This is a genomic window from Brachybacterium sp. AOP29-B2-41 (assembly GCF_052378395.1).
Classification (GTDB): domain Bacteria; phylum Actinomycetota; class Actinomycetes; order Actinomycetales; family Dermabacteraceae; genus Brachybacterium.
This window is the reverse complement of sequence record NZ_JBQSXR010000033.1, coordinates 1-20,115: the sequence shown is the minus strand read 5'-3', so window position 1 is coordinate 20,115 and position 20,115 is coordinate 1. Positions and strand designations below refer to the sequence as shown.

13 protein-coding genes and 3 pseudogenes are annotated in these 20,115 nt (G+C 62.2%); 13 read left to right on the top strand and 3 right to left on the bottom strand.

Features of this window, described 5'->3' with window-relative positions; translation table 11 throughout:
• Positions 1-471: 471 nt before the first annotated feature.
• Positions 472-686: pseudogene (locus ACT3T9_RS18315) on the top strand (IS21 family transposase); the annotation flags it as partial.
• Between the two features lie 12 nt (positions 687-698).
• Here the strand turns inward: ACT3T9_RS18315 and ACT3T9_RS18310 are convergent.
• Positions 699-1,751 (bottom strand): IS30 family transposase, encoded by a 1,053-nt coding sequence (locus tag ACT3T9_RS18310; RefSeq protein WP_444607254.1) that lies wholly within the window; start codon positions 1,749-1,751, stop codon positions 699-701.
• A 181-nt stretch (positions 1,752-1,932) separates the two neighbouring features.
• On the opposite strand from ACT3T9_RS18310, the pseudogene ACT3T9_RS18305 reads away from it, so the two are divergent.
• From ACT3T9_RS18305 to wecB, 11 genes and pseudogenes are all read left to right on the top strand, one after another.
• Positions 1,933-2,881: pseudogene (locus ACT3T9_RS18305) on the top strand (Mu transposase domain-containing protein); the annotation flags it as partial.
• Positions 2,878-3,627, top strand: a pseudogene (locus ACT3T9_RS18300) (ATP-binding protein). The pseudogenes ACT3T9_RS18305 and ACT3T9_RS18300, both read left to right, overlap by 4 nt.
• A 555-nt stretch (positions 3,628-4,182) precedes the next feature.
• Positions 4,183-5,517, top strand: coding sequence for a UDP-glucose dehydrogenase family protein (locus tag ACT3T9_RS18295; protein ID WP_444607253.1), 1,335 nt, complete (start codon positions 4,183-4,185; stop codon positions 5,515-5,517).
• A 228-nt stretch (positions 5,518-5,745) separates the two neighbouring features.
• Positions 5,746-6,168: a hypothetical protein gene (locus tag ACT3T9_RS18290; RefSeq protein WP_444607252.1), complete on the top strand. Its 423-nt coding sequence runs from the start codon at positions 5,746-5,748 to the stop codon at positions 6,166-6,168.
• 3 nt (positions 6,169-6,171) lie between these two features.
• Complete coding sequence (locus tag ACT3T9_RS18285) at positions 6,172-8,187, top strand: glycosyltransferase (RefSeq protein ID WP_444607251.1); 2,016 nt, start codon at positions 6,172-6,174, stop codon at positions 8,185-8,187.
• Positions 8,184-8,804: a hypothetical protein gene (locus ACT3T9_RS18280; protein WP_444607250.1), complete on the top strand. Its 621-nt coding sequence runs from the start codon at positions 8,184-8,186 to the stop codon at positions 8,802-8,804. The genes ACT3T9_RS18285 and ACT3T9_RS18280 overlap by 4 nt, the downstream gene beginning before the upstream one ends.
• Positions 8,805-9,325: 521 nt before the next feature.
• On the top strand, positions 9,326-9,700 hold the full coding sequence (locus tag ACT3T9_RS18275; protein WP_444607249.1) for a hypothetical protein: 375 nt from the start codon (positions 9,326-9,328) through the stop codon (positions 9,698-9,700).
• Positions 9,701-10,142: 442 nt separating this feature from the next.
• Positions 10,143-11,585, top strand: coding sequence for a glycosyltransferase (locus ACT3T9_RS18270; RefSeq protein WP_444607248.1), 1,443 nt, complete (start codon positions 10,143-10,145; stop codon positions 11,583-11,585).
• Positions 11,578-12,471, top strand: a complete 894-nt coding sequence (locus tag ACT3T9_RS18265) for an ABC transporter permease (protein WP_444607247.1) — start codon at positions 11,578-11,580, stop codon at positions 12,469-12,471. The genes ACT3T9_RS18270 and ACT3T9_RS18265 overlap by 8 nt, the downstream gene beginning before the upstream one ends.
• Positions 12,452-13,537, top strand: coding sequence for an ABC transporter ATP-binding protein (locus ACT3T9_RS18260; RefSeq protein ID WP_444607246.1), 1,086 nt, complete (start codon positions 12,452-12,454; stop codon positions 13,535-13,537). The genes ACT3T9_RS18265 and ACT3T9_RS18260 overlap by 20 nt, the downstream gene beginning before the upstream one ends.
• The gene (gene wecB / locus ACT3T9_RS18255; protein WP_444607245.1) at positions 13,534-14,697 is read left to right on the top strand and encodes a non-hydrolyzing UDP-N-acetylglucosamine 2-epimerase; all 1,164 of its coding nucleotides are present in this window, start codon (positions 13,534-13,536) and stop codon (positions 14,695-14,697) included. Before ACT3T9_RS18260 ends, wecB begins: the two co-directional genes overlap by 4 nt.
• A gap of 50 nt (positions 14,698-14,747) precedes the next feature.
• Here wecB and ACT3T9_RS18250 read toward each other — a convergent pair whose 3' ends face one another.
• Both ACT3T9_RS18250 and ACT3T9_RS18245 read right to left on the bottom strand, forming a co-directional pair.
• Complete coding sequence (locus ACT3T9_RS18250) at positions 14,748-16,820, bottom strand: hypothetical protein (RefSeq protein WP_444607244.1); 2,073 nt, start codon at positions 16,818-16,820, stop codon at positions 14,748-14,750.
• 319 nt (positions 16,821-17,139) lie between these two features.
• On the bottom strand, positions 17,140-19,164 hold the full coding sequence (locus tag ACT3T9_RS18245) for a GDSL-type esterase/lipase family protein (RefSeq protein WP_444607243.1): 2,025 nt from the start codon (positions 19,162-19,164) through the stop codon (positions 17,140-17,142).
• 306 nt (positions 19,165-19,470) lie between these two features.
• On the opposite strand from ACT3T9_RS18245, the gene ACT3T9_RS18240 reads away from it, so the two are divergent.
• A partial coding sequence (locus ACT3T9_RS18240; RefSeq protein ID WP_444607242.1) for a hypothetical protein occupies positions 19,471-20,115 on the top strand: 645 nt, incomplete at its 3' end.

Sequence of the window (20,115 nt, the reverse complement as noted above, 5' to 3'; positions counted from 1 at the left end):
GATATTTGGGGCCAGAGCCACCTGCATAGGCTCCTTCCGCCAGGTGTAAAGGGCAGCTGGCGGAAGGAGCAATATTCAATGGTGCGGAAGATCAGGGCGAAGCTCGTGCTTCAGTTGCGGGCCGAAGGTTTGTCGGGCAGGGCGAGCGCCGCGTCTCAGAGCCTCTCGCGTAACAGGGTCGCTGATGCCCTCACCGCCGCCGACGTGGCAGGTGTGACGTGGGATGACGTCGCCGAGCTCTCTGATGGCGAGGTGTATTCGCGGTTGTTCCCGGGTCGGGGGGAACACGCGAGCGTGTTCGCTGAGCCGGAATGGGCTCGGGTCCGTCGAGAGATGGCGCGGGTCGGGGTGAAGATGAAGCTGCTGCATGGCGAGTACCTCGATCGGTGCTCACAGGCGGGGTCCGCGGCGATGGGCTACAACCGGTTCTGCAAGTCCTACCAGCAGCACGTGCTGGTCACTGGGCTCGCCTCGAGGGTCGGGCACAAGGCCGGCCAGAGCGTGGAGGTCGACTGGTCCGGGCCCACGATGCAGCTCACGGACCCGGCAACGGGCGCGGCCACGCGGGCTACCTGTTCGTGGCCTGTCTGCCGTTCAGCCGCTACGCGCTCCTCGAGCCGGCCCTGGATATGCGCCAGGACACCTGGCTGAGAGTGCGCGTGACGATGTTCGACGCGCTGGGCGGCGGTTTCAAGGGGTCATTGCAACAGGTGTTCTGAGAGTACTTCGTAGGGAGTGGCGAACTCGAGGCGTCGTCGGGGTCGGCGGTTCATCTCGTCTGCCACGAGGTCGAGGTCCATTTGGCTGTGGATGGTGAGGTCGGTGCCTTTGGGGAAGTACTGGCGCAGCAGTCCGTTGGTGTTCTCGTTCGTTGCTCGTTGCCACGGGGAATGGGGATCGGCGAAGTAGATATTGATCCCGGTCATCTCCGCGATGGATTGATGGCGGTGCATCTCGGTGCCTTGATCCCAGGTCAGAGTCCGCTTCAGCGTCGCGGGCAGTTCTGCGAGCTTGGCGGCAAGCCCCGCCTCCAGCGCCTCGACCCGGTTCATCGAGGGATCCATGTGGACGAGGAAGAGGTAGTTGGAGTGGCGTTCGACGACCGTGCCGATCGCTGACTTCCCGTCCTTGCCGATGATCAGGTCGCCTTCCCAATGTCCAGGAATCGACCGGTCCAGCGCCTCGGCGGGGCGGTCCCAGATCGAGACCATGCCCCGGATCCGTCCACGCCTCTCCGGCCCTTGGCGATGGGGACGGCGAATCGTGCGTCCCGTCCGGGTCAGTGCCGCCAGATCTCGCTTGAGTCCGCCTCTGGCCTGCAGATAGATCGTCTTGTAGATCGTCTCGTGGCTCACTGCGAATCGTGGATCTCCGGGGTGCTCACGCCGCAATCGTCCCACGATCTGTTCCGGAGAGAGTTTGGCATCGAGCCCCTTTTGGACCTCGTCGAGCAAGACCGGGTCCGAGGGGATCTTCAACGGTTTGGGCCGGCGACGATGCCCCCAGGCCACACGCTGGCCCCTGGTCGGCCGGTAGCGGCCACGTGTCCCGTCCTCGCTGCCGCGGGCGACTTCACGGGAGATGGTGGTGACGTTGCGGCCCAATGCTTTCGCGATCGCGCGGAAAGAATTCCTCTCGACCAGCAGTTCTTTGATCCGGAACCGTTCTTCGAGGGATAAGAACCGGTCAGGATCGCGCGGCCGCTCTGGCCGGATGCCCCCGGTCTCGGTGACCATTCGCGTCACGGTCATCTTGCTCACCCCGAGCTCAGCACCGATCACTCCGTGTGAAAGTCCCATGGAGTAAAGGTCCCATGCCCGCGAGCTTGCCGCCGGGTCTTTCACGTCCCACCGAAGCCGCCCCGCACCTACCGCCACCATCACACACCTCCACGAGACCAGGGGTGTTGCCACCACCCCTAGAACCCGCGGCGGAACGACGCCCAGGATCGTGCCGGACAACCTCAAGACCGGGGTGGTCAAGCATCCCTGCGAGGGTGAGATCGTCCTGAATCACGCCTACCGCGAGATGGCGGCCCACTACTCGGCAGCCGTCCTCCCGGGACGGGTGCGAAAGCCGAAGGACAAGGCCAGCGTGGAGAACACGGTGGCGCACGTGGCGACCTGGATCATCGCTGCACTGCGTGATCAGCGGTTCGCGACGCTGGCCGAACTTCGGGTCGCGATCGCCGGGAGGGTCGAGGCCTACAACCTCGAGCCGTTCCAGAAACGCGCTGGCTCGCGGACCAGCGTGTTCACAGCGGAGGAGAAGCCATTGCTGCGGCCGCTGCCGGCCGCACCCTACGAGATCAGCCAATGGGCCTACGGACGGCGGGTCGGACGCAACGGGCACGTGCCCTGGGCGAAGAACTTCTACTCCTTGCCCTACCCGCAAGTCGGCGCGAAAATCGACCTCTGAATCACGGACACCATGGTCGAGATCCATCTCGGCAACGAACGGCTCGCCTGCCACCTGCTAGCCCCGGAGCGAGCGGTCAATGAGTACCGCACCCATGGCGCTGATCTGCCGGCCGGGGCGAAGTACCGCGAGTGGGACCAGGCAAGAGTCCGGGAATGGGCATTACGGGTCGGGCCGGGCGCCGTGAGCGTGGTGGACCGCATCTTCGAGTGTCCCCGTCGCTGAGCAGGGGCTGAATCCGGCCCTAATGCGTCTGACGCGTCGCTACTCCGCGGAGCGGGTCGAGGCGGCCTGCCAGCTCGCGTTGGCTGGAGCGATCCGCTCACCGCGATACGCGCACCTGCGACCGATCCTGGAGACCGGCCAAGGTAAGGCCGGAGAGGCGCTGGTGACGCCGCCGACGGAAGAGTCTGGTGGCTATGTGCGGGGCGCGGACTACTACGCGGCGGGAGGCGCCCGATGACCGGGATCGATACCGAGACCAAGCGGAAGCTGCGAGAGATGGGCGCGACCGCGATGCTTGACGCCCTCGAGGGCCGGGACGAGAAACTGATGCTGGGCCTTGCCTTCGAGGAGCAGGTCAAGCTCGTCATCGATGAAGCCCACACCTCCTACACCCACCAGAAAGTCGAGGGACTGATCCGCAGAGCAGGGCTGTGCTACCCGAACGCTGACCTGCGCAGGCTCGACTTGCTGGCCGAGCGGGGGCTGGACCAAGGCGTCATCGCTCAACTCGGCACCTGTTCGTTCATCGAGCGGCAACAAAACGTGGTCTTCCAGGGCCTCACCGGCTCCGGGAAGTCCTACCTCGGATGCGCGCTCGCGAAACGTGCTTGCCAGCACCGGTTCCGGGCTCACTACACCCGGATGCCCGACCTCGCCGAAGCGTGGGCGCTGGCGAAGGACAAGCCCCACGGCACCTCGACGTTCCTGAAGATTCACGCCGCGTCCACTCTGCTGGTCATCGATGAGTGGCTGCTGGACTAGCCCGACGAGGCCATGCGCACCTTGCTGTTCGAGCTGATGGAACGGCACTACGGGAACACCTCGACCGTGTTCTGCACCCAGTACGCGAAGAAGGACTGTCACCAGCGCCTCGGCTCGGGAGTCCACGCCAGCTCGATCGTGGACCGGATCGTCCACAACACCCTCTGGATCGAGACCGGAAGCTACAACATGCGTGAACACGCCGCTATGAACGGGCAGTAGAACCGTGCCGGAGCGCCAGTGGATCCCGCCCAGGCCGCCACTGGCGCTCAACGGCAATAACGGTGGCTCCGAACCGCAATAACGGGTGGATCCCAAACCCTCAAATACTCATTGGCGACGTAGCCCTTCCGCCCACCAGGTGAAGCGCCCGCTTGAGAGATGGGCCACTGAAAGCACGGCCGACGGCGGCGTTCTTCGCGAACCTGCTTGACTTTACCGTTGCACCGCCGTCGATCGCTGTGGCGGTTCGGTCGTCCCGAGCTGTAAGCCCGCGCCCGTCGCAGGTGGCGTGCCTACGGAAGTAGTCCCGGGTCGCTCCCCAGTGTCCGCAACGTTCCGGGGGCCCCCAGGCCGTCTCCCGGCGCCCCCGCTTCATCTCGGTCTTGGCTTTGCCGTGGTGCTGTGTGATCGCGTGGATCAGCCGGCCGCCTTTGGATGCGCTCCCGTCCCTCGCGCCTGGTCAGGACTAACGCCAAGGGCACGCACCAACCTGCGAGCTACCTGAACTACGATAGAACCTGTCGAACTAGGAAGACTCTCGCGAAAGGATTCCGCATGCGAATCGCCGTCTTCGGGTCAGGGTACGTTGGGCTAGTTACGGGAGCGTGCTTCGCTGACGTCGGACACGAGGTGATCGGCGTCGATATCAACCGGCAACGCGTAGAAGATCTGAACAACGGCATTGTTCCGATCTATGAGCCGGGACTGGAAGGCATGATTGCATCCAATCGCGAACACGGCCGCCTCTCGTTTACAACAGATGCTGCTGAGGCCTTGGACGGAGCGGACGTAGCCTTTATAGCGGTAGGCACCCCTCAGGGCACGGACGGGTCTGCGGACATGACATACGTTCTTCAGGTGGCGCACACGATCGGAGATCTGGCGTACGGCGACTTGGTCGTTGTAGATAAGTCCACGGTCCCCGTCGGCACCGCGGCTAGGGTCCAGGGCATTATCGACGAACGACTAGAATCCAGAAACGCTGAACATAATGTTGAGGTCTGCTCAAATCCGGAGTTCCTAAAGGAGGGTGCGGCGATTGATGACTTCAAGCACGCGGCGCGAATTGTCCTCGGCACCGAATCGGACAATGTAGAGAAGGTTATGCGGAAATGCTACGACCCGTACAATCGCCAGCACGACAAAATCCTTGTAATGGATGCAGAGTCGGCTGAACTAACAAAGTATGCCGCGAATGCAATGCTCGCTACGAAAATCAGTTTCATTAACGAGATAGCAAGCATTGCCGAGCGGACCGGAGCCGATATCGAGCACGTGCGAGTGGGTATCGGATCGGACCCGCGGATCGGGTATCAGTTCTTGTACCCGGGGGCAGGCTACGGAGGTTCATGCTTTCCGAAGGACGTTGCGGCGCTCGCTTGGACTGCACGGGAAGCGGGTTATGAACCACAGATACTAAAAGCTGTAGAGTCCGTGAATCAGTTTCAAAAAACGCAGCTTGGGAAGAAGCTAGCATCGGAAGTCGGGAATCTCTCTGGTAAGACTGTCGCGGTATGGGGGTTGGCATTCAAGCCCAAGACGGATGACATTCGCGACGCCCCAGCAATCAACCTCATTCAGTATCTACTCGATAACGGCGCTTTCGTCCGAGCCTACGACCCTATCGCCGCACCGAATATGGATCTTAAGTTCGGTAGCCGGGATGGGTTGCACTTCAGTGACGATAAGTATGTTGCGCTACGCGGAGCAGACGCTCTGGCCATCTGCACCGAGTGGGAGGAGTTTCGGGCGATCGACGAAGAGAGAATGTCCCAACTGATGGCCGGAAGGACTATTGTTGACGGTAGAAATCTATATGACCGAAAGACGATGAAGGATCACGGGTTCAAGTATGTGACCATCGGGCGGCCCGTATTGAACCCGGAGTAATTACCAGACGTCAGCAGTACCTGCAGAGACTTTGAGAGCTAATTGACGCGCGATTCTAGTGAGAGGCTGCCGAGTCCGCAAGGGTGAATCTCCCTTTAGGGGCGGGCGCGCCTAAGCCCACTGATATAGTTCTAGTGTCGGCCGGGCCCTCAAGTGTATATATCTGGCGCAATCTGAGCCCCTTCCCGGTTTAGCAAATAATAGTCCAGTCAGAAAGGAATGCCCAACATGGAGAACAGGCGCACTTTCAGGATTCCTCTACCCGGGCTCGTCGTTACACCGGTCCTCAAGCTGTCCCGAATTCTCAGCGCGAAAGAGTACATCGTCACCTTCGATTTCCACAGCTCCGCAGACGCGAACGCGCTGTCGACGGATAGTGGCGGCGGTAGAGAGATGACCCCGAAAGGCCTGCTGTGGTCGGAATTGCTTGGAAGTCCGTTTGCTTACGTTCCCGCCACGGACGACGATGAGCCTGGGGAGCACCAGCTGAAATTGCCGCGCTTCCAATTGCCGCTATCCACGAGTGCCGTCAGCCTGACCACTGTTCCCTGGACGCGAGAGGCTAAGGCGAAGCCGACTCCGACCACTGGATTGATACTCGAGGCTAAATTCAAGAGCCAGCCAATCGTGATTTTGCCGGAGGAGGATTGATCCATGGGTAAGCTAGACGTTTCGGTCGTAATCGGGTTTAGGGATTGGGGAACTGAAAGGATCAAGCGATCCGCTGCAAGCATTATCTCTGGCTTCGCGAACATCTCTGGCGAACTAATAATTTCTGATTATGGAAGTAGCGATCCAGGGCCTGCGCGGGTTGTAGCTGAACAGCTCGGGGCTAAGTACGTGTATACCCCCGGTGACCCTGTGTGGTCACGCTCTCGAGCGCTTAACGCGGGCTTCGCTATAGCTCAGGGAGAGCTCCTGATCTCGACTGATGCCGATATGTTGTTCTCCCCCAAATCAATGGAAGTCATCGTAGCGACTGCGCGCGAAGCGGGCCAGTGTGCTTTATTCCTTCAATGTAGAGATCTTCCCGAGATGATGGGCGACGACTACTTTGCGGGGGTCTCTAAAGTAGATTGGCTCGAGCTGGAGAAAGTCGGCCGCTTGCGCCCCCGATGGGGCATGGGTGGCATGATGGCAATCTCAGCCAAGGGCTTCGGTGAGATTCGGGGGTTCGACGAACGCCTGCATACTTACGCTGGTGAGGATTTGGACTTTGCGCAGCGTGCCCGCCGTGCGGGATACAAGACAGTTTGGGTGAATTCCCCAGATGTACGTATGTACCATATGTGGCATACCCCCACAATTCGGACCGTAGAAGAATCGGACGAAGGTAGGGCGGCCGTCGCATTCAACCGTGATGTGGTCTATAACGATAAGACATACGTTCGCAACATCTCTGAATGGCGTCATGCGCCCCAGTGGAAACAGCCGCTCGTAAGTGTCGTGTTCTCCACGCGCGACCGGTCCGAACTCCTCTCCGAAGCGATCCAGTCAGTATTGGCGCAATCGGTCCAGGACTTTGAGGTAATTATTATTGATGACGGGTCTGTAGACGATGCGACTCGTCTCGCGGTTCAGGCTTTCGGCGACCCGAGGTTACGATACTTTCATCAGCCTTCGAGTGGGATCTCTGCGGCACGGAACCTAGCGCTTGACGAAAGTCTTGGCTATTTTACTGCCGTCATGGATGATGATGATCTGATGCATCCACGTAGGCTTGAGTGGCAATTGGCCGCGATCACGGATGATTACATTGGATCTGCTGGCTCGTTCGTGAACTTTGATAACGAGAGTGGGCAGCTGGATCTAATCGTTTCTAGAGTTCCCAGTGTTGCGCAGGCGGCGGAGAAAGGGGGCGCGCCGGGTCATGGTACTTGGATGCTGCGTACCGACGTGATGCGAGCGATCCGATACGATGAATCTATTCCGAGTGGGGTCGACAATAATTTCTTTCTGAGACTCCTCCGTGCGGGCTATAGGGTCAGTCACTGTGGCAAGCCAATTCTTTTGCGGCGACGCCACTCGAAGCAGGTGACAGCCGTCGATTCCAGCAATCAAGGTGATGCCGCTAAGCAGGCCCTACAGTTCTTTAGGTTTAAATTAACTAGCTGGCATTTGAAGAAGCTTTCGGAAGAGGCCGCCGCGAATTCGTGGCCCAGCACTACATCTCGAGAAGAGATGCTTCAGGAAGTTCTGCCCTACTTGCCAGATCATCTGGTAACGCGTGATGCCACCCTGCAGCTGGATGAGGGTAGCTCGGTCGATTTGCTGTTCGACGGGCGGTCAGGGCAGCAAACCATCCTCCGCGATGGCGAAAAGATCTCGTCCACGCTGACGGTGGCGGGTGCCAGTTATCGGGATTTGGCTACACTCGCTCGACTCGGAGGTCAGCTGACGGCACACGTGTCCCAGGGTGTCGGTGCGTCTCGCGTCTCCTGGGTGGGAGCGGTGATTGATGATTATGTCTCTAGATCATCGAGCGGGAGTCCTATTCATGTCTTCTCCGGGAGTGCATGTGACGCCCTCAACGAGTCCGCGACGATCTATTCAATGGACGACGGGTCATCTCGCGAGAAGATTGGAGTTGTGAGTAATGTTGCGCGTGCGTCATCCGGCCATACTCCTTGGCTGATCGTAGGGTCGTCTGCAGAAAGGTATTGGGCATGAAAATTTCTTGGCAGGGTACCAGCTATGCGCAAGTCGGCTTTCGTGTTGAGCTCGATGAATACGATGCGTCTCCTCCCGTTCGCGAACTTCTGCTGGATCACGCTCCCGTTTTCCTTAATCCCGAACGGGAAGCCATTGCGGCGTACTTGGCTTTCGGATTCTGGGCCAGTGGGAATCTGCAACTTCCACACAAGCTTGGGCCAAATACGGCATCCGCGATCGAGCGAGATCTCGGCCATGTTGAGATTCGGCCCAATCCGATCGAATATTATCCGAAGCCACTTGACGGCGGGATTCGTGGAGTGCATGTCAAATTTTCTAGATCGGGCGTTCTCGGCCACGAGCCGACGATTGCCATTCTGCCAACGTCGGAGTGGGTCGGTAGCATGCGTTCCCTCGACTCGATTTTGCTTGGCTCGAACGCATTCACATTGGATGCCGCCTCCTCTGTTTCCTTTGAGCAGATTCGCGCCCGTCTTGCTGTTGCCGTGCTTTTAGCTGGCGACCTCTCTGCCGATGTGCTCCACGTTTCCGTGCCTTCAGAGTTTCCCGGCGATGAAAAATCTAGACTGGTCGATCTTCTTCTCGCGACCAGATTGGGTCTAGTTTTCGAATGAGTGGGGGCCGGCGTCCTGATCCGTCCGTTGGCAGCGTCCCGCAAAGTTGTAGGCGGTCACCCGTTGATAATTGAGTATCTGGCTTGACTTGATGTACTCGCTAAGTGCCCCGGTTTTCCGGCGGCATGCTCAATGATCAGCGCGGCGGTTGCTGGGATGCGGGGAGAGACCAACTGGGCGTGTTCTCCGGCTTGGACGAGTGCGGAATGGATCGGACGCAGAGCCGTAATGCTCGGGTGTCCCACGGCGATGACAATCTGGTGGTGGCGTCGGAGTCACTGGTTAGGTGGCGAAGGGTCATCGCGGGGCCTCTCGACCCTTGATCTCCTCTAGCGTCCGCTTTGCTGTCCGCCTCGTGGCGCTGGGCATACGGACGCGCAAGTGGGGGCAAGAGGGAGCGCTGTTACAAGTCCCGGGGGCACCCGTGCCTGGTAGGGCACGGTGACTTCCCCGATGCGAAGCTGGCCGGCGGCATTCAGCAGCGCGCCGTGATTGCGCGGGTGCTCGCCAACGAGACGGACGTGACCTTCATGGATGATCCCTTCGCCGCCCTGGACGGGATCGCGGGGGCCAGGTGCAGGCGGATCTCTTGTGCATCGAGCAAAAGCAGCGCCGTACGGTCTTATTTCATCACCCATGACGTCGACGAAGCGGTGTTCCTTGGCGACCGAGTGCTCGTGATGATCGTCCGGCCGGGAAGAGTGGCGCTGGACCAGGAAGCCACCCCTTCCGTGGAGGCGGTCTGGATGCTCGGCGAGGAGGTCCGACGCACGCGGCAGTTCGTCGAACTGCGAGAGCGGCTCGCCGGAGCGATTGAGCACCTAGGTGGGTGGGATGTGGTCAGATCGCCGCCGCATTGGAATGCGGGAACGTCACGCCCACCCGCAGCTGAGTGACAAACTTCTTTCAGGCCTCGCTAAGATCGCGGGAGTGCGTCGGCCGACCGGTCGATCCCTGACCGAGCGGAGACCTGTGCCCAGCACACGACGCGTGGCGCTCAACGTGCGCCTCCTGCTCCAGTCCGCCGTCCAGCATACGCTGGATGATCCCGCTTTGCTCGTGGTGCAGGTCAGCCGTCGTCTGCCGGTTACGACCCGGGTACGTGCCGGGAGGTTACTGCGCACCATCGCCGGGACCCTGCCTGGCTTTGCCGGCGCCGCGGCGCTCGGGGCCTTCATGGCGGGGGAAACCGCCGACGCCCAGCGTCGACTCGCCACGGACCCTCACTCCCGCTCTACCCTTCACGGAGAAGTCTCGGTGCTCCTCGACCGGCCCGAGCTGCTCTCAGATGAGGCGCCCGCCGCGACCCGTGCGCGGTCCGCCTGGTCGCGAGGCGAGATGAGTGAGGCCGTCGGGATCCTCAAGGCCGCCGGTCAGGGATCCTCCGCCTACGCGCACCGCCTGCGCAGCGAACTCGACCTCTTGCGGCCCGCTCACCGACTTTCGATCCCTACAGGGCAGGTTGACCTGAGCCCTTGTCGTGCCGAGGGCGAGAGCCTGCGGGTACTGCACCTGATTACCAACTCCTTGCCTCACACCCAGTCCGGGTACTCCCTGCGGACCCACCGAATCCTGCGCACACTGGCGGACCGAGGGGTGCACTCCGTGGCGCTCACCCGCACCGGCTATCCCGTCATGATCGGCAAGGTGCTTGCCGGGGGCTCCGACATGATCGACGGGGTCGAGTACCGTCGCACCTTGCCCGCCTCGCTCGGGGCGACACCGCAGCTGCGCCTCGAGCAGGAGGTCGCTGCCGCACTGGAGATCGTGCACGAGCTGCGACCGCATGTCCTCCACGCCACCACCGACTACCGCAATGCCCTGGTGGCTCAGACCGTGAGCGAGGCGACCGGCATTCCCTGGGTGCTGGAGGTGCGCGGGTTGATGGAGCAGACCTGGGTCGCCGCCCGCCACACGGAGCAGGCGCGGGCCGCGGCCGAGTCCTCCGAGAAGGTGCGCCTGGTGCGTTCGCGCGAGGGGGAGCTGGCAGCCTCCGCCTCCGCGGTGGTGACCCTCAGCGCCACCATGGCGGAGCAGCTCATTGAGCGCGGAGTGGATCCTGATCGCATCACCTTGGTCCCCAACGGGGTCGATGAGACTCTGCTGAGCGGCCACCTCTCCGTCGACGAGGCTCGCCGCCACGTGGGCCTCGATCTGCCCGACGGTGCATTCGCGGTGGGCGCGGTGAGTGCTCTGGTGGACTACGAAGGCTTCGAGACCGTCCTTAATGCCGCCGGCCGGCTGCTGCACGACCCTGAGACCGATCCGGAGCTCCGCGAGCGGCTCCATGTGGTGCTCGTGGGAGACGGGGTCGCCGCCCCAGGGCTCGCGGAGCTCGCTCGAGAGCTCGGGATCCAGGATCGGGTGCTCCTGCCCGGGCGGGTCCCGGCTGCGGAGGCGCGGTTTTGGGTCCAGTCGCTGGACGTGGTGACCGTGACCCGCCTCGACCGTGCTGTCTCCCGCTCCGTCACGCCGCAGAAGCCGATCGAGGCGCTCGCCCTGGGACGCCCGGTGATACTCAGCGACCTGCCTGCCCTGCGGGAGACCGTCACCGGACGGGACGGTACCCTCCACGCGACTCTCATCAAGGCCGGCTCTGCGGAGCAGCTCGCCGAGGAGATCGCCGGTCTAGCGGCCGACGGGGAACTTCGTGTGCGTCACTCTGTCGAGGGTCAGCGCATGGCCCGAGAACGTACCTGGAGTGCATTGGTGAGACGATACGAGCAGGTGTACACGAACGCGTTGCACCAGAAGGCCGAGGAGAACCGCAGTGGTGAATGAGGTGAAGAGCACCTCCGAGGTGAAACGCGCGCTCGAGGCAAAGGGTCTCGACCCGAGCGGACTCGCGCGGATCGGCGTACGCCCATCCCTGGGGGAGTACATCCAGCAGCTCTGGCAGCGGCGTCACTTCATCTGGTACGACTCGCGGCACCGTGCCTCGACCCAGAACTCCCGGATGCATCTGGGGAACGTGTGGCTCTTCCTCCGCCCACTCATCGACGCGGCGTTCTATTTCGTCATCTTCGGGCTAGTGCTCAAGATTGGTCGGGGCATGGAGAACTACCCGGCCTTCCTGATCATCGGAATCCTTCTGTATCGCTCGACGGCGACGTCGATCACCTCCGGAACGAGCCTGCTGCGCAGCAACAAGGCGATGATCAAGGCCTTCACGTTCCCGCGGGCATCGATCCCGGTCTCAGCCGTGCTGCAGGCGACGATGACCGCTGTCTTCACGATAATGGTGATGTGCTTCGCCATCATGGCGATTCCCCCGTTCGCCCTCCCGCAAATCTCCTGGGTACTGGTCATTCCGATCTTCCTGATCCAGACGGTGCTCAACCTGGGCCTCATGCTCATCACAGCGCGGATCGGGTTCCACGTTCCAGACATGGCCAATGTGCTCGGGGTGGTAAGCCGATTCCTGATGTACAGCTCCGGCGTCATGTTCCCGATCGAACGGTTCGTGGAGAACGAGACGGCACTCAGCATCGTGACCCTCAACCCGCTGTACCAGATCATCGACATGATGCGCACGGTCCTGCTGGACGGCCAGGTTCCCGACCTGCGGGCATGGACGATCTCGATCGTGTCGGCAGTCGGGATACTGGTGATCGGGTTCATCTACTTCTGGCGAGCGGAGGAGAGCTATGGACGAGAGCTCGGCTAATCCGGCTCCGACCGAGGACGACGACCACCACGACACCCTGTGGGTCGCCCCGGAGGCGTCGCCGTTGACGGTCGTCGCTCACCGGGTGCGGATGCGCTATAAAGTCCCACGCACTGATCGGGCGCCCCGATCAGGTCTGCTCAGCAAACTTTCCACACGTCGCTCCATGGTCTCTGTCTCCGCCGTGAGGGGGGTGGACCTGCTGGTGCGTGAGGGCGAGTTCGTGGGGATCATCGGCCGGAACGGCTCGGGGAAGTCCACCTTGCTGCGGATGCTGGCGGGGGTGGAGCCGCCGACAGCTGGAGCGGTCTACACCAGTGCTCGGCCCCAGCTATTGGGCGTGAGCGCTGCGCTGATGAGCGACCTCACCGGAGCCGAGAACATCAAGCTCGGGTTTCTGGCTCTCGGAATGTCCCCGGAGAAGGCGGAGGAGCTGGTACCTCACGCCGCGGAACTCTCCGCACTCGGGGAAGCTGTTGACCTGCCGATGCGAACGTACTCCTCCGGCATGTCGTCTCGCCTCAAGTTCGCGATCTCCGTGATGGCGCAACCCAAGATCCTCATGGTCGACGAGGCGCTTTCCACCGGGGATGCGACGTTCTCCAAGCGCTCAAAATCCAAGATGGACGAACTATTGGAGAACGCGGGCACCGTGTTCATGGTGAACCACGCCCCGCGTGCGATCGAGAACGTCTGCTCCCGGGTGATCTGGATGGAGAAGGGGAGGGTCGTGATGGACGGGGACACGAAGGAGGTCGCCGCTATGTACCGCTCTTTCACCTACCGCATGGCGCGCGATCGCGAAGACGAGGCCACGGGCATCCTCCGCGAGGCGTTCATGCACGGCGAGGCGCAGCGCGCCGCCTCCGTGCTCACCCTCCCAGAGGATGAGTCGCCGGTCGTGACGGACAACGTGCCCGAACTCGAACCGGATCCATTCGACGCGATCTTCGAGCGGCAGATGCGTGCCCAGCGCTTCCCGGGCGTGGTATTCCCCAGCGAACGAAGACCCGAAAGCAAGACTGCTGACCCTGACCCTGCATTCCGACGAGGAGAGCATTCATGACACTCCGCATTATGACCATCTACGGCACCCGCCCTGAGGCGATCAAGGTCGCCCCGATCATCAAGGCGATCGAGGCTCACGACGAGCTGGAGAGCATCACGGTGGTGACGGGTCAGCATCGCGAGATGCTCGATCAGGTCAACACAATGTTCGAGATCGTGCCCGATCACGACATGAACATCATGAGCGCGGGGCAGTCGCTCAACACCATCGTCGCGAAGGTGATCGCCGGAATCGATGAGATCCTCGAGAAGGAAACGCCCGACGCCGTGATCGTGCAGGGTGACACCTCGACGGTGATGGGCGCGGCCGTAGCGTCGTTCAACCGACAGATTCCGGTGATCCACCTCGAGGCCGGTCTCCGCTCTGGTGATATCAATTCCCCGTTCCCGGAAGAGGCGAACCGGAAGCTGACGAGTCAGGTCGCGGCGCTCCACCTAGCGCCCACCTCGACCAGCAAGGGCAACCTCACTCGTGAAGATGTCAGCGAGAACGACATTGTCGTCACAGGTAACAGCGTGATCGACACGCTCATGTTCGCTACTGAGAGTCTGCGCGTTCCCTTCGAGGACCCCCGGCTCGAAGCACTCCGTGCATCGAATGAATCCGGGACCGCAGGGCGCGTCCTCCTGGTGACGGCACACCGGCGCGAAAACCTCGGAGCTGCCATGGAAGGCATCGGCCAGGCGGTAGCCGAGCTGGCGCAGAAGTACCCAGATGTCAGCGTGGTGTTCCCGATCCACAAGAATCCGAAGGTGCGTGCTGCCATCGCGCCGTCTGTCGAGGGACTTGACAACGTATTCCTCATCGAACCACTCGCCTATGCGGAATTCACCCAGGTGCTGAGTCTCGCCGACGTGGTGCTCACCGATTCAGGGGGTGTGCAGGAGGAGGCCCCGAGTCTCGGCAAGCCGGTGCTCGTCATGCGAGAGAACACCGAGCGGCCTGAAGCTGTGGTCGCAGGGACGGTGAAACTCATCGGTACTCACAAGCAGAGGCTTGTTGACGAGGTCTCTCTTCTCCTGGACTCCAAGGAGGCCTATGCCGGCATGGCAAATGCGGTGAACCCGTATGGAGACGGTGCGGCTGCGAAGCGCACCATCGAGGCGATCCTGTGGAAGTTCGCGGGAGGTGCGCGTCCCGAGGACTTCGGGCAGTGAACCTCTGTGCGCTTACCCGGCCCACCGTGACGCGAGCAATGCGGGGTGTGTCATGTTTGCAGTTCGATCTCGACAACGTCAGCGCCTCGTGCGGCGAAGAGGCGCCCGATAGGTGACGCTGCGATCCTGGGCCCGAGCCTGTCGTCCTGCTCGCCACCGGGTTCCACCCGTGAGCTCGCAGCCGTGATGAAGTCCGCGATTGTGACGGTCCCCCCAGCGCAGTGCGCGACCTGGCGCCCGTTGCCGATGATTTCGAGCGAAGCCGAGTTCCAGCCGGGGCGCTGTGAGGAGTTCAGAACCGGACTGATCTGATGCTTCGCTTCGAGCAGTCCGGTGCGCGGGTCGATGATATTGATGCCTTCGAGGTCAGCGATGAGGAGCCAGCCGGCAACGAGCTTCGGCGTGTAGAGCGCGCCAGTGCTCGGTATCGGCGATGTCTGCCAGATCGTCTTCTTGGTGGCGATGTCCAGCATGAAGATCTGGGCAGGTCCGGCCGTGTCGGCCAGACCAGATCCATTCCGCACCGACGTCGTTCCGTAGACGTGTTCCTCATCTGCGACGAGTCCGACGATCGAGTGTCCTTCGACGAACCCCTTGCCGCCTCCGTCAAGCACCCACTCGGGAGTGTTCGACTGGGTGTCGATCTTCGCGAGGATTCCCCCGGAACGCCCGTAGTTCGGAACGGTCCCGACGAACAGGCTGCTCGAGTTCGTCGCCAGCCCGAAGGGCCGGGACTGGTCGTAATTGGTGCTGAACCGGGCGATCCGCTCGTAGCTCGAGACGTCGTCCCGACGGCTGGTGTCGCAGCTGATGACATCGGCCCAGCTATAAGTTCCGAGGTACAGACGATCAGCTCCGACGCTGATCATGTTCTCGACCTGATGGACGATGTCGAGGGCATCAGGGGACTGCCATCGCGCATCCGAATCGGGATCGATCCCGGCGATCCCGGTCCCCATGAACCCGCCGACGTAGAGGGTGGAGTCCGTGGGCGCGAGGATGCTCTGCACCTTGAACAGCCCGGGCTCGAGACTCACCTCGGCCGGCTGCTCGCCGCGTTCCGAAGCCTCCGGTAACGGTGAGAGCGAGAATCCGTCGGGCGTTGCCGCGGAGAGGAGGGGTCCCGAATCGCAGAGGTGCAGCGTCGCGCCAACGTCGGCGGCGACTTCGGCAACCTTGGCGGTGCCATTGCCGCGGTAAGCGATCAAATCCGTGCCCTGAACCATGTAGTAGGTGTCGTCGTGGAGGATGGTGGACGACGGTGTACGGACCCAGCCAGAGGCTCTGAACTTGCGAGTCCAGGTTCGGGAGTTCGAATCCAGCTCGAAGACGTCAGGCCGGCCGTCCGTGGTCACGCGCACCTTGGATGTTCCAGCACGGATTGCCGTGATGAAGCCGCTCTTGAGCGGCTCTGGGAGCGGTATCTCGATTCTCGACGCGGTAGCCGTGCGGGGGAACATGAAGATTCTGGGATTGAGGGCGCCAGTGCCCGCCCACAGCTGCCCCTTGGCATCCATCGTTAGTCGCCTGACGTACTCGGAGTCGCTGGCGAATTGTGAGGAGACGTGGGCGGACTTCGTGGCTGGGTCGACTGAGAAGACCGCACCCAAGGGGAACGTCCCGCCCCAGATCAGTCCGTGAGGATCGATCAGGAGTTCGTACAGCGCCGTCGCCCCGGGGATGTCGACGAGAGGTTCGATCGTTTTCGGTGCCGAGTATCTCCAGGCCCAGAGCGTTCCGCGCGCCGAGAGATACAGCGTGCGTGCCGCCGGGTCCCACGCCATCGACAAGATCTCTGCAGGTGGGTCCAACGGGATGTCCAGCAGGAGATGCGGCGAAGACTCCCGCGAACGAGTGATCTGGAGCTGGTGTGATGGCCCGATGATGGAAGCGGCCGTCCATGGCGCGTTCTCCTGACCGAGCCCGTTCAGCGGCAGCACATCGCGAACCTTCAGCGAAGGGAACGCACCACGGTATTCCCGCGCAATCGACAAAGCTCCCTTTGACTCCTGCAGCGTTGCCAGGAAGCGCTCGTCACGCGGCGCCCAAGGAGTGGCGGTGGCGGTCGATGGTGCAGGGGCCGCCGGTGTCGAGGAGTCGTCCTGGCTGCGCTGGCTTTGCATACGGGAGACGGCGGTGCCAGCGATAGTGCCTCCGCCGACAACTGCGCCGGCGGTCAGGAGAGCACGGCGAGAGGGGAGACGGCGTGGCCACTGCCGGCGCTCATCGTCCACTGGTGGCCCCTTCTGATCTTGAGAACTCTTCGATCGTCCGACCCGAGACTAGTAAGTGGTTGCGGACCTGTAGGGGGAGAGCCTGTTCCGCCTGTGGCCAGAGTCTCTCGCTCCAGCCGTCACTGACACGACGAGACCTGACGAGCGATGTGGCGCTATGCATGACGGTCCACTGAGTGCACGGCACGTTCTTGCGGATCGGCAGAGTCTAGAAGGTTGCTGCCATAGCGGCTGATCCCAGGGAATTGAAGTGGATCCCGTCGGGGGAAACGAGTTGCGGGTGGGGCCCGGCTCCGTCTGGAGCCTCGACTGCCCTGGCCATGTCCACGACGCCGTCGACTCCGGTCGGCAGCGAACGCAGCCAGTTGTTGAATTTTTGACGCGTGGCTTCCCGGGTCGTCCCGACCCAGGCAGCACGCGGGGTCACCGTGCAGGCGATGACTGACTCGGCAACCCGGTCTCTGACGAGCTGCACCAGGGCGAGATAGTTCGTCTGGAGGGAGTCAAGATCATCGCTTGCGTGGATGTCGTTGTTGCCCAGTGCGAGGAGTGCTCGATCTGCGGTGCCGTACCGGACCACTTCCTGCCACTTGGCGGAGTAGGGATTTCCCCATGCTGGGCCGATCCACTCGTTGAGGGCAGTGCCGCCGTGAGTGTGCAGACGCGTGTATACGTCGCGCAGTCGATTTGTGACGGCAGCGGGCGCTTCGAGGATGGGGAACGTGGCATCAGATGCCGCGCTGATGGAATCCCCGATCACGACATCCGTCGTATAGGGCTCGGTGGGCGCAGTGCTCGAATCCACTTCGATACGAATATCGAACGGGATCCTGTTGGTCGGAAGCGCGGAGCTGTCGTCCGCCAGCTCGGCGTTGCTGGGTGAATATGAGGTCAGCCACCCTGCTCCCATGCTGCGCGTCACTGGAGTGCCGTTGGTCAGATATCCCAGGGCGAACATGTAATCCTCGCCCGGCTTGAGTTGCTCACTGATCCAGGGGCCCGCCCAGCCGTCGGAGAGATCCTTGACGAGGGTGTCTCGTGCGATCACGCGAGGAGCTGCGGTGAAACTGGAGGTGAGTGCCCCGTCTGCGTCGCGAGCAGGGGTGCCGTAACCGATGAACCGTAGGTTCACCTGGCCGCTGTACGCCTGGTTTGCGCGATAGTTGATATTGCGGATGACCACCCGCCATCGGCGCACCCCACGTGGCACGGCGAAGGGAATCCTGCATGAGCGCGACGTCGTGGTCTCTGTGCGGATGCCTAGCGGCTGCGTGAGAGAGATCGGCTCCATCCGGACACGCGCCGACGAGGCCTCGAGTGACTTCTGGTCGGTGCGGCGCGCAGCAGCGGGTGTCGAGGGGATGCTCGGGACGGTGGATGCCATGCGGCGGTAGCCTTCCGTGTTGAGATGGGAGCCATCCACGTCGAAAGCCGCATCGAGGATTCTGTCATCATGGGAAACCTCCATATGGAACTGGATGAACGGCGCCCTCCTCTCGGCGAGCCAATGATTATAGGAGCGACGAACTCCCAGGCGCTCATCGCTGGCCTCAGTGTTCGGAGTGATCGCGGCAAGCATCACCTGATCAGTGAGCCGATCGCGCACGATCTCCAGAGTGTCCAGGTGACGAGCCTGTAGCTCCCAGGAGTCGGCACCATTGCCGATGTCGTTGAACCCCATCGCGTGAATCGCAAAATCCGGGCGGGTCAGATGCTCCCAGCGTCGCCACTTGAAATGGTTCGGGTCCGACCAGCTCTTCATGGTGTCGCCTGAAGCCGTGTAGTGGATGGGATGAGCGGAGATCCGTGTGGCGTAGATCGATGGCCAGGAATCCTGAACCGGCATCGTTGCCCCTACCCCTGAGGAAAGAGAATCGCCGAAGACGGCGAAGACCGGGGTGCTGGCAGGAACTTCGGCCTCGATCCAGACGTCGAGCGGTTGGGTCCGGGTGTGTGCGAGAGTGGCGTTGCTGTCTGTGGGGTGTGAGGCAATCCAGCCGCCACCGACGACCCGGCGGGTGGGGTGGTCGCTGACCCAGCTGTATGCCAGGAGGTACTCTCGCCCCGCCAGCAGCGGAGTGTGCTGCCATTGAGAGACTTTGGGGATGCCCCGGAGCTGGTCGGCGATGACCCTCGGGGCGTTGGCCCATTTGCCGCCGCCTCCGGATTCTCCGATTGCGATCTGGCTCAGGCGTACGGACCCGTGCCCTTGGCGCCCTTCGCGAGGGTTCACGTTCTGGAAGTGGACTCTCCAGCGACGAATCGTGACGCCGTACGTGAACGGTATCCGAACGCTTCCAGCGGTTCCGTCCCAGTCGCGTGGGCTGCCACCCACCGTGAGGGAGAGGGGGACACGGCGGGTGGATGCGGGACTCATGATTGGTACTTCTATCAGCTTTTGAGGATGTCCGGGGCTGTTGCACGTTACAAAAAGGTGAAGCTGGCGAATGGCGGTGACGGGGATTGCAGTGCGCGGTTCTGCAGGCACGGTATGTGAGCCACGATAGAGTGCTCGCGGAGTCTCTCGAAGGAGCAACAGATGATTGCCAAGGTTGACGTTCTGCGGTTCCCCGACATCGAGGAGCGACGGCCGGCGGCAGATGCTCCGGCGGCGGACGACTTCACGATCGAGTCGGCATGGGGTGCGACTTTCGAGCCTGTCGAGGACCAGGACTGCTTCGCCGAAGGAGCACCGCTGGGTGGAGTGATCGCTCAGAGCGGAGAGTGGTGGTGCGTCGCACGGGCCCAGGACGGGCGCAGGCTGATCCTCGCGGATCGGTTCGGAATGCAGCCTCTCGCGATATCCCGTGCAGAAACACTCGACGCAGTGTCGCTGTTCGTCGGAACGTCCGCCGCGAAGACGGCGCACGCAGTACGGGCTGCCGGTGGCAGGTTGGATACCGACTGGGCTTACGTACTTGAGACCATCAGCGCGCGCCACGACTTCCTGGATTGCATCTTCGATTTCTCCACGCCGATCGACGGCGTGCGATGGTTGCCGCCGGATCGCGCGATCGAGGTGAGCGGGCACGGATTCCGAGTGGTGCCGCGTCCCGAGAACACTGCAGTCGGCGGGTACGACTCGTTGTTGCGTGACGGCATCGACCGAGCGATCGCCGATGTGCAGAAGCTGGTCGACACGCATGAGCGGGTCGCCATCAACCTGTCGGGAGGCAAGGACTCG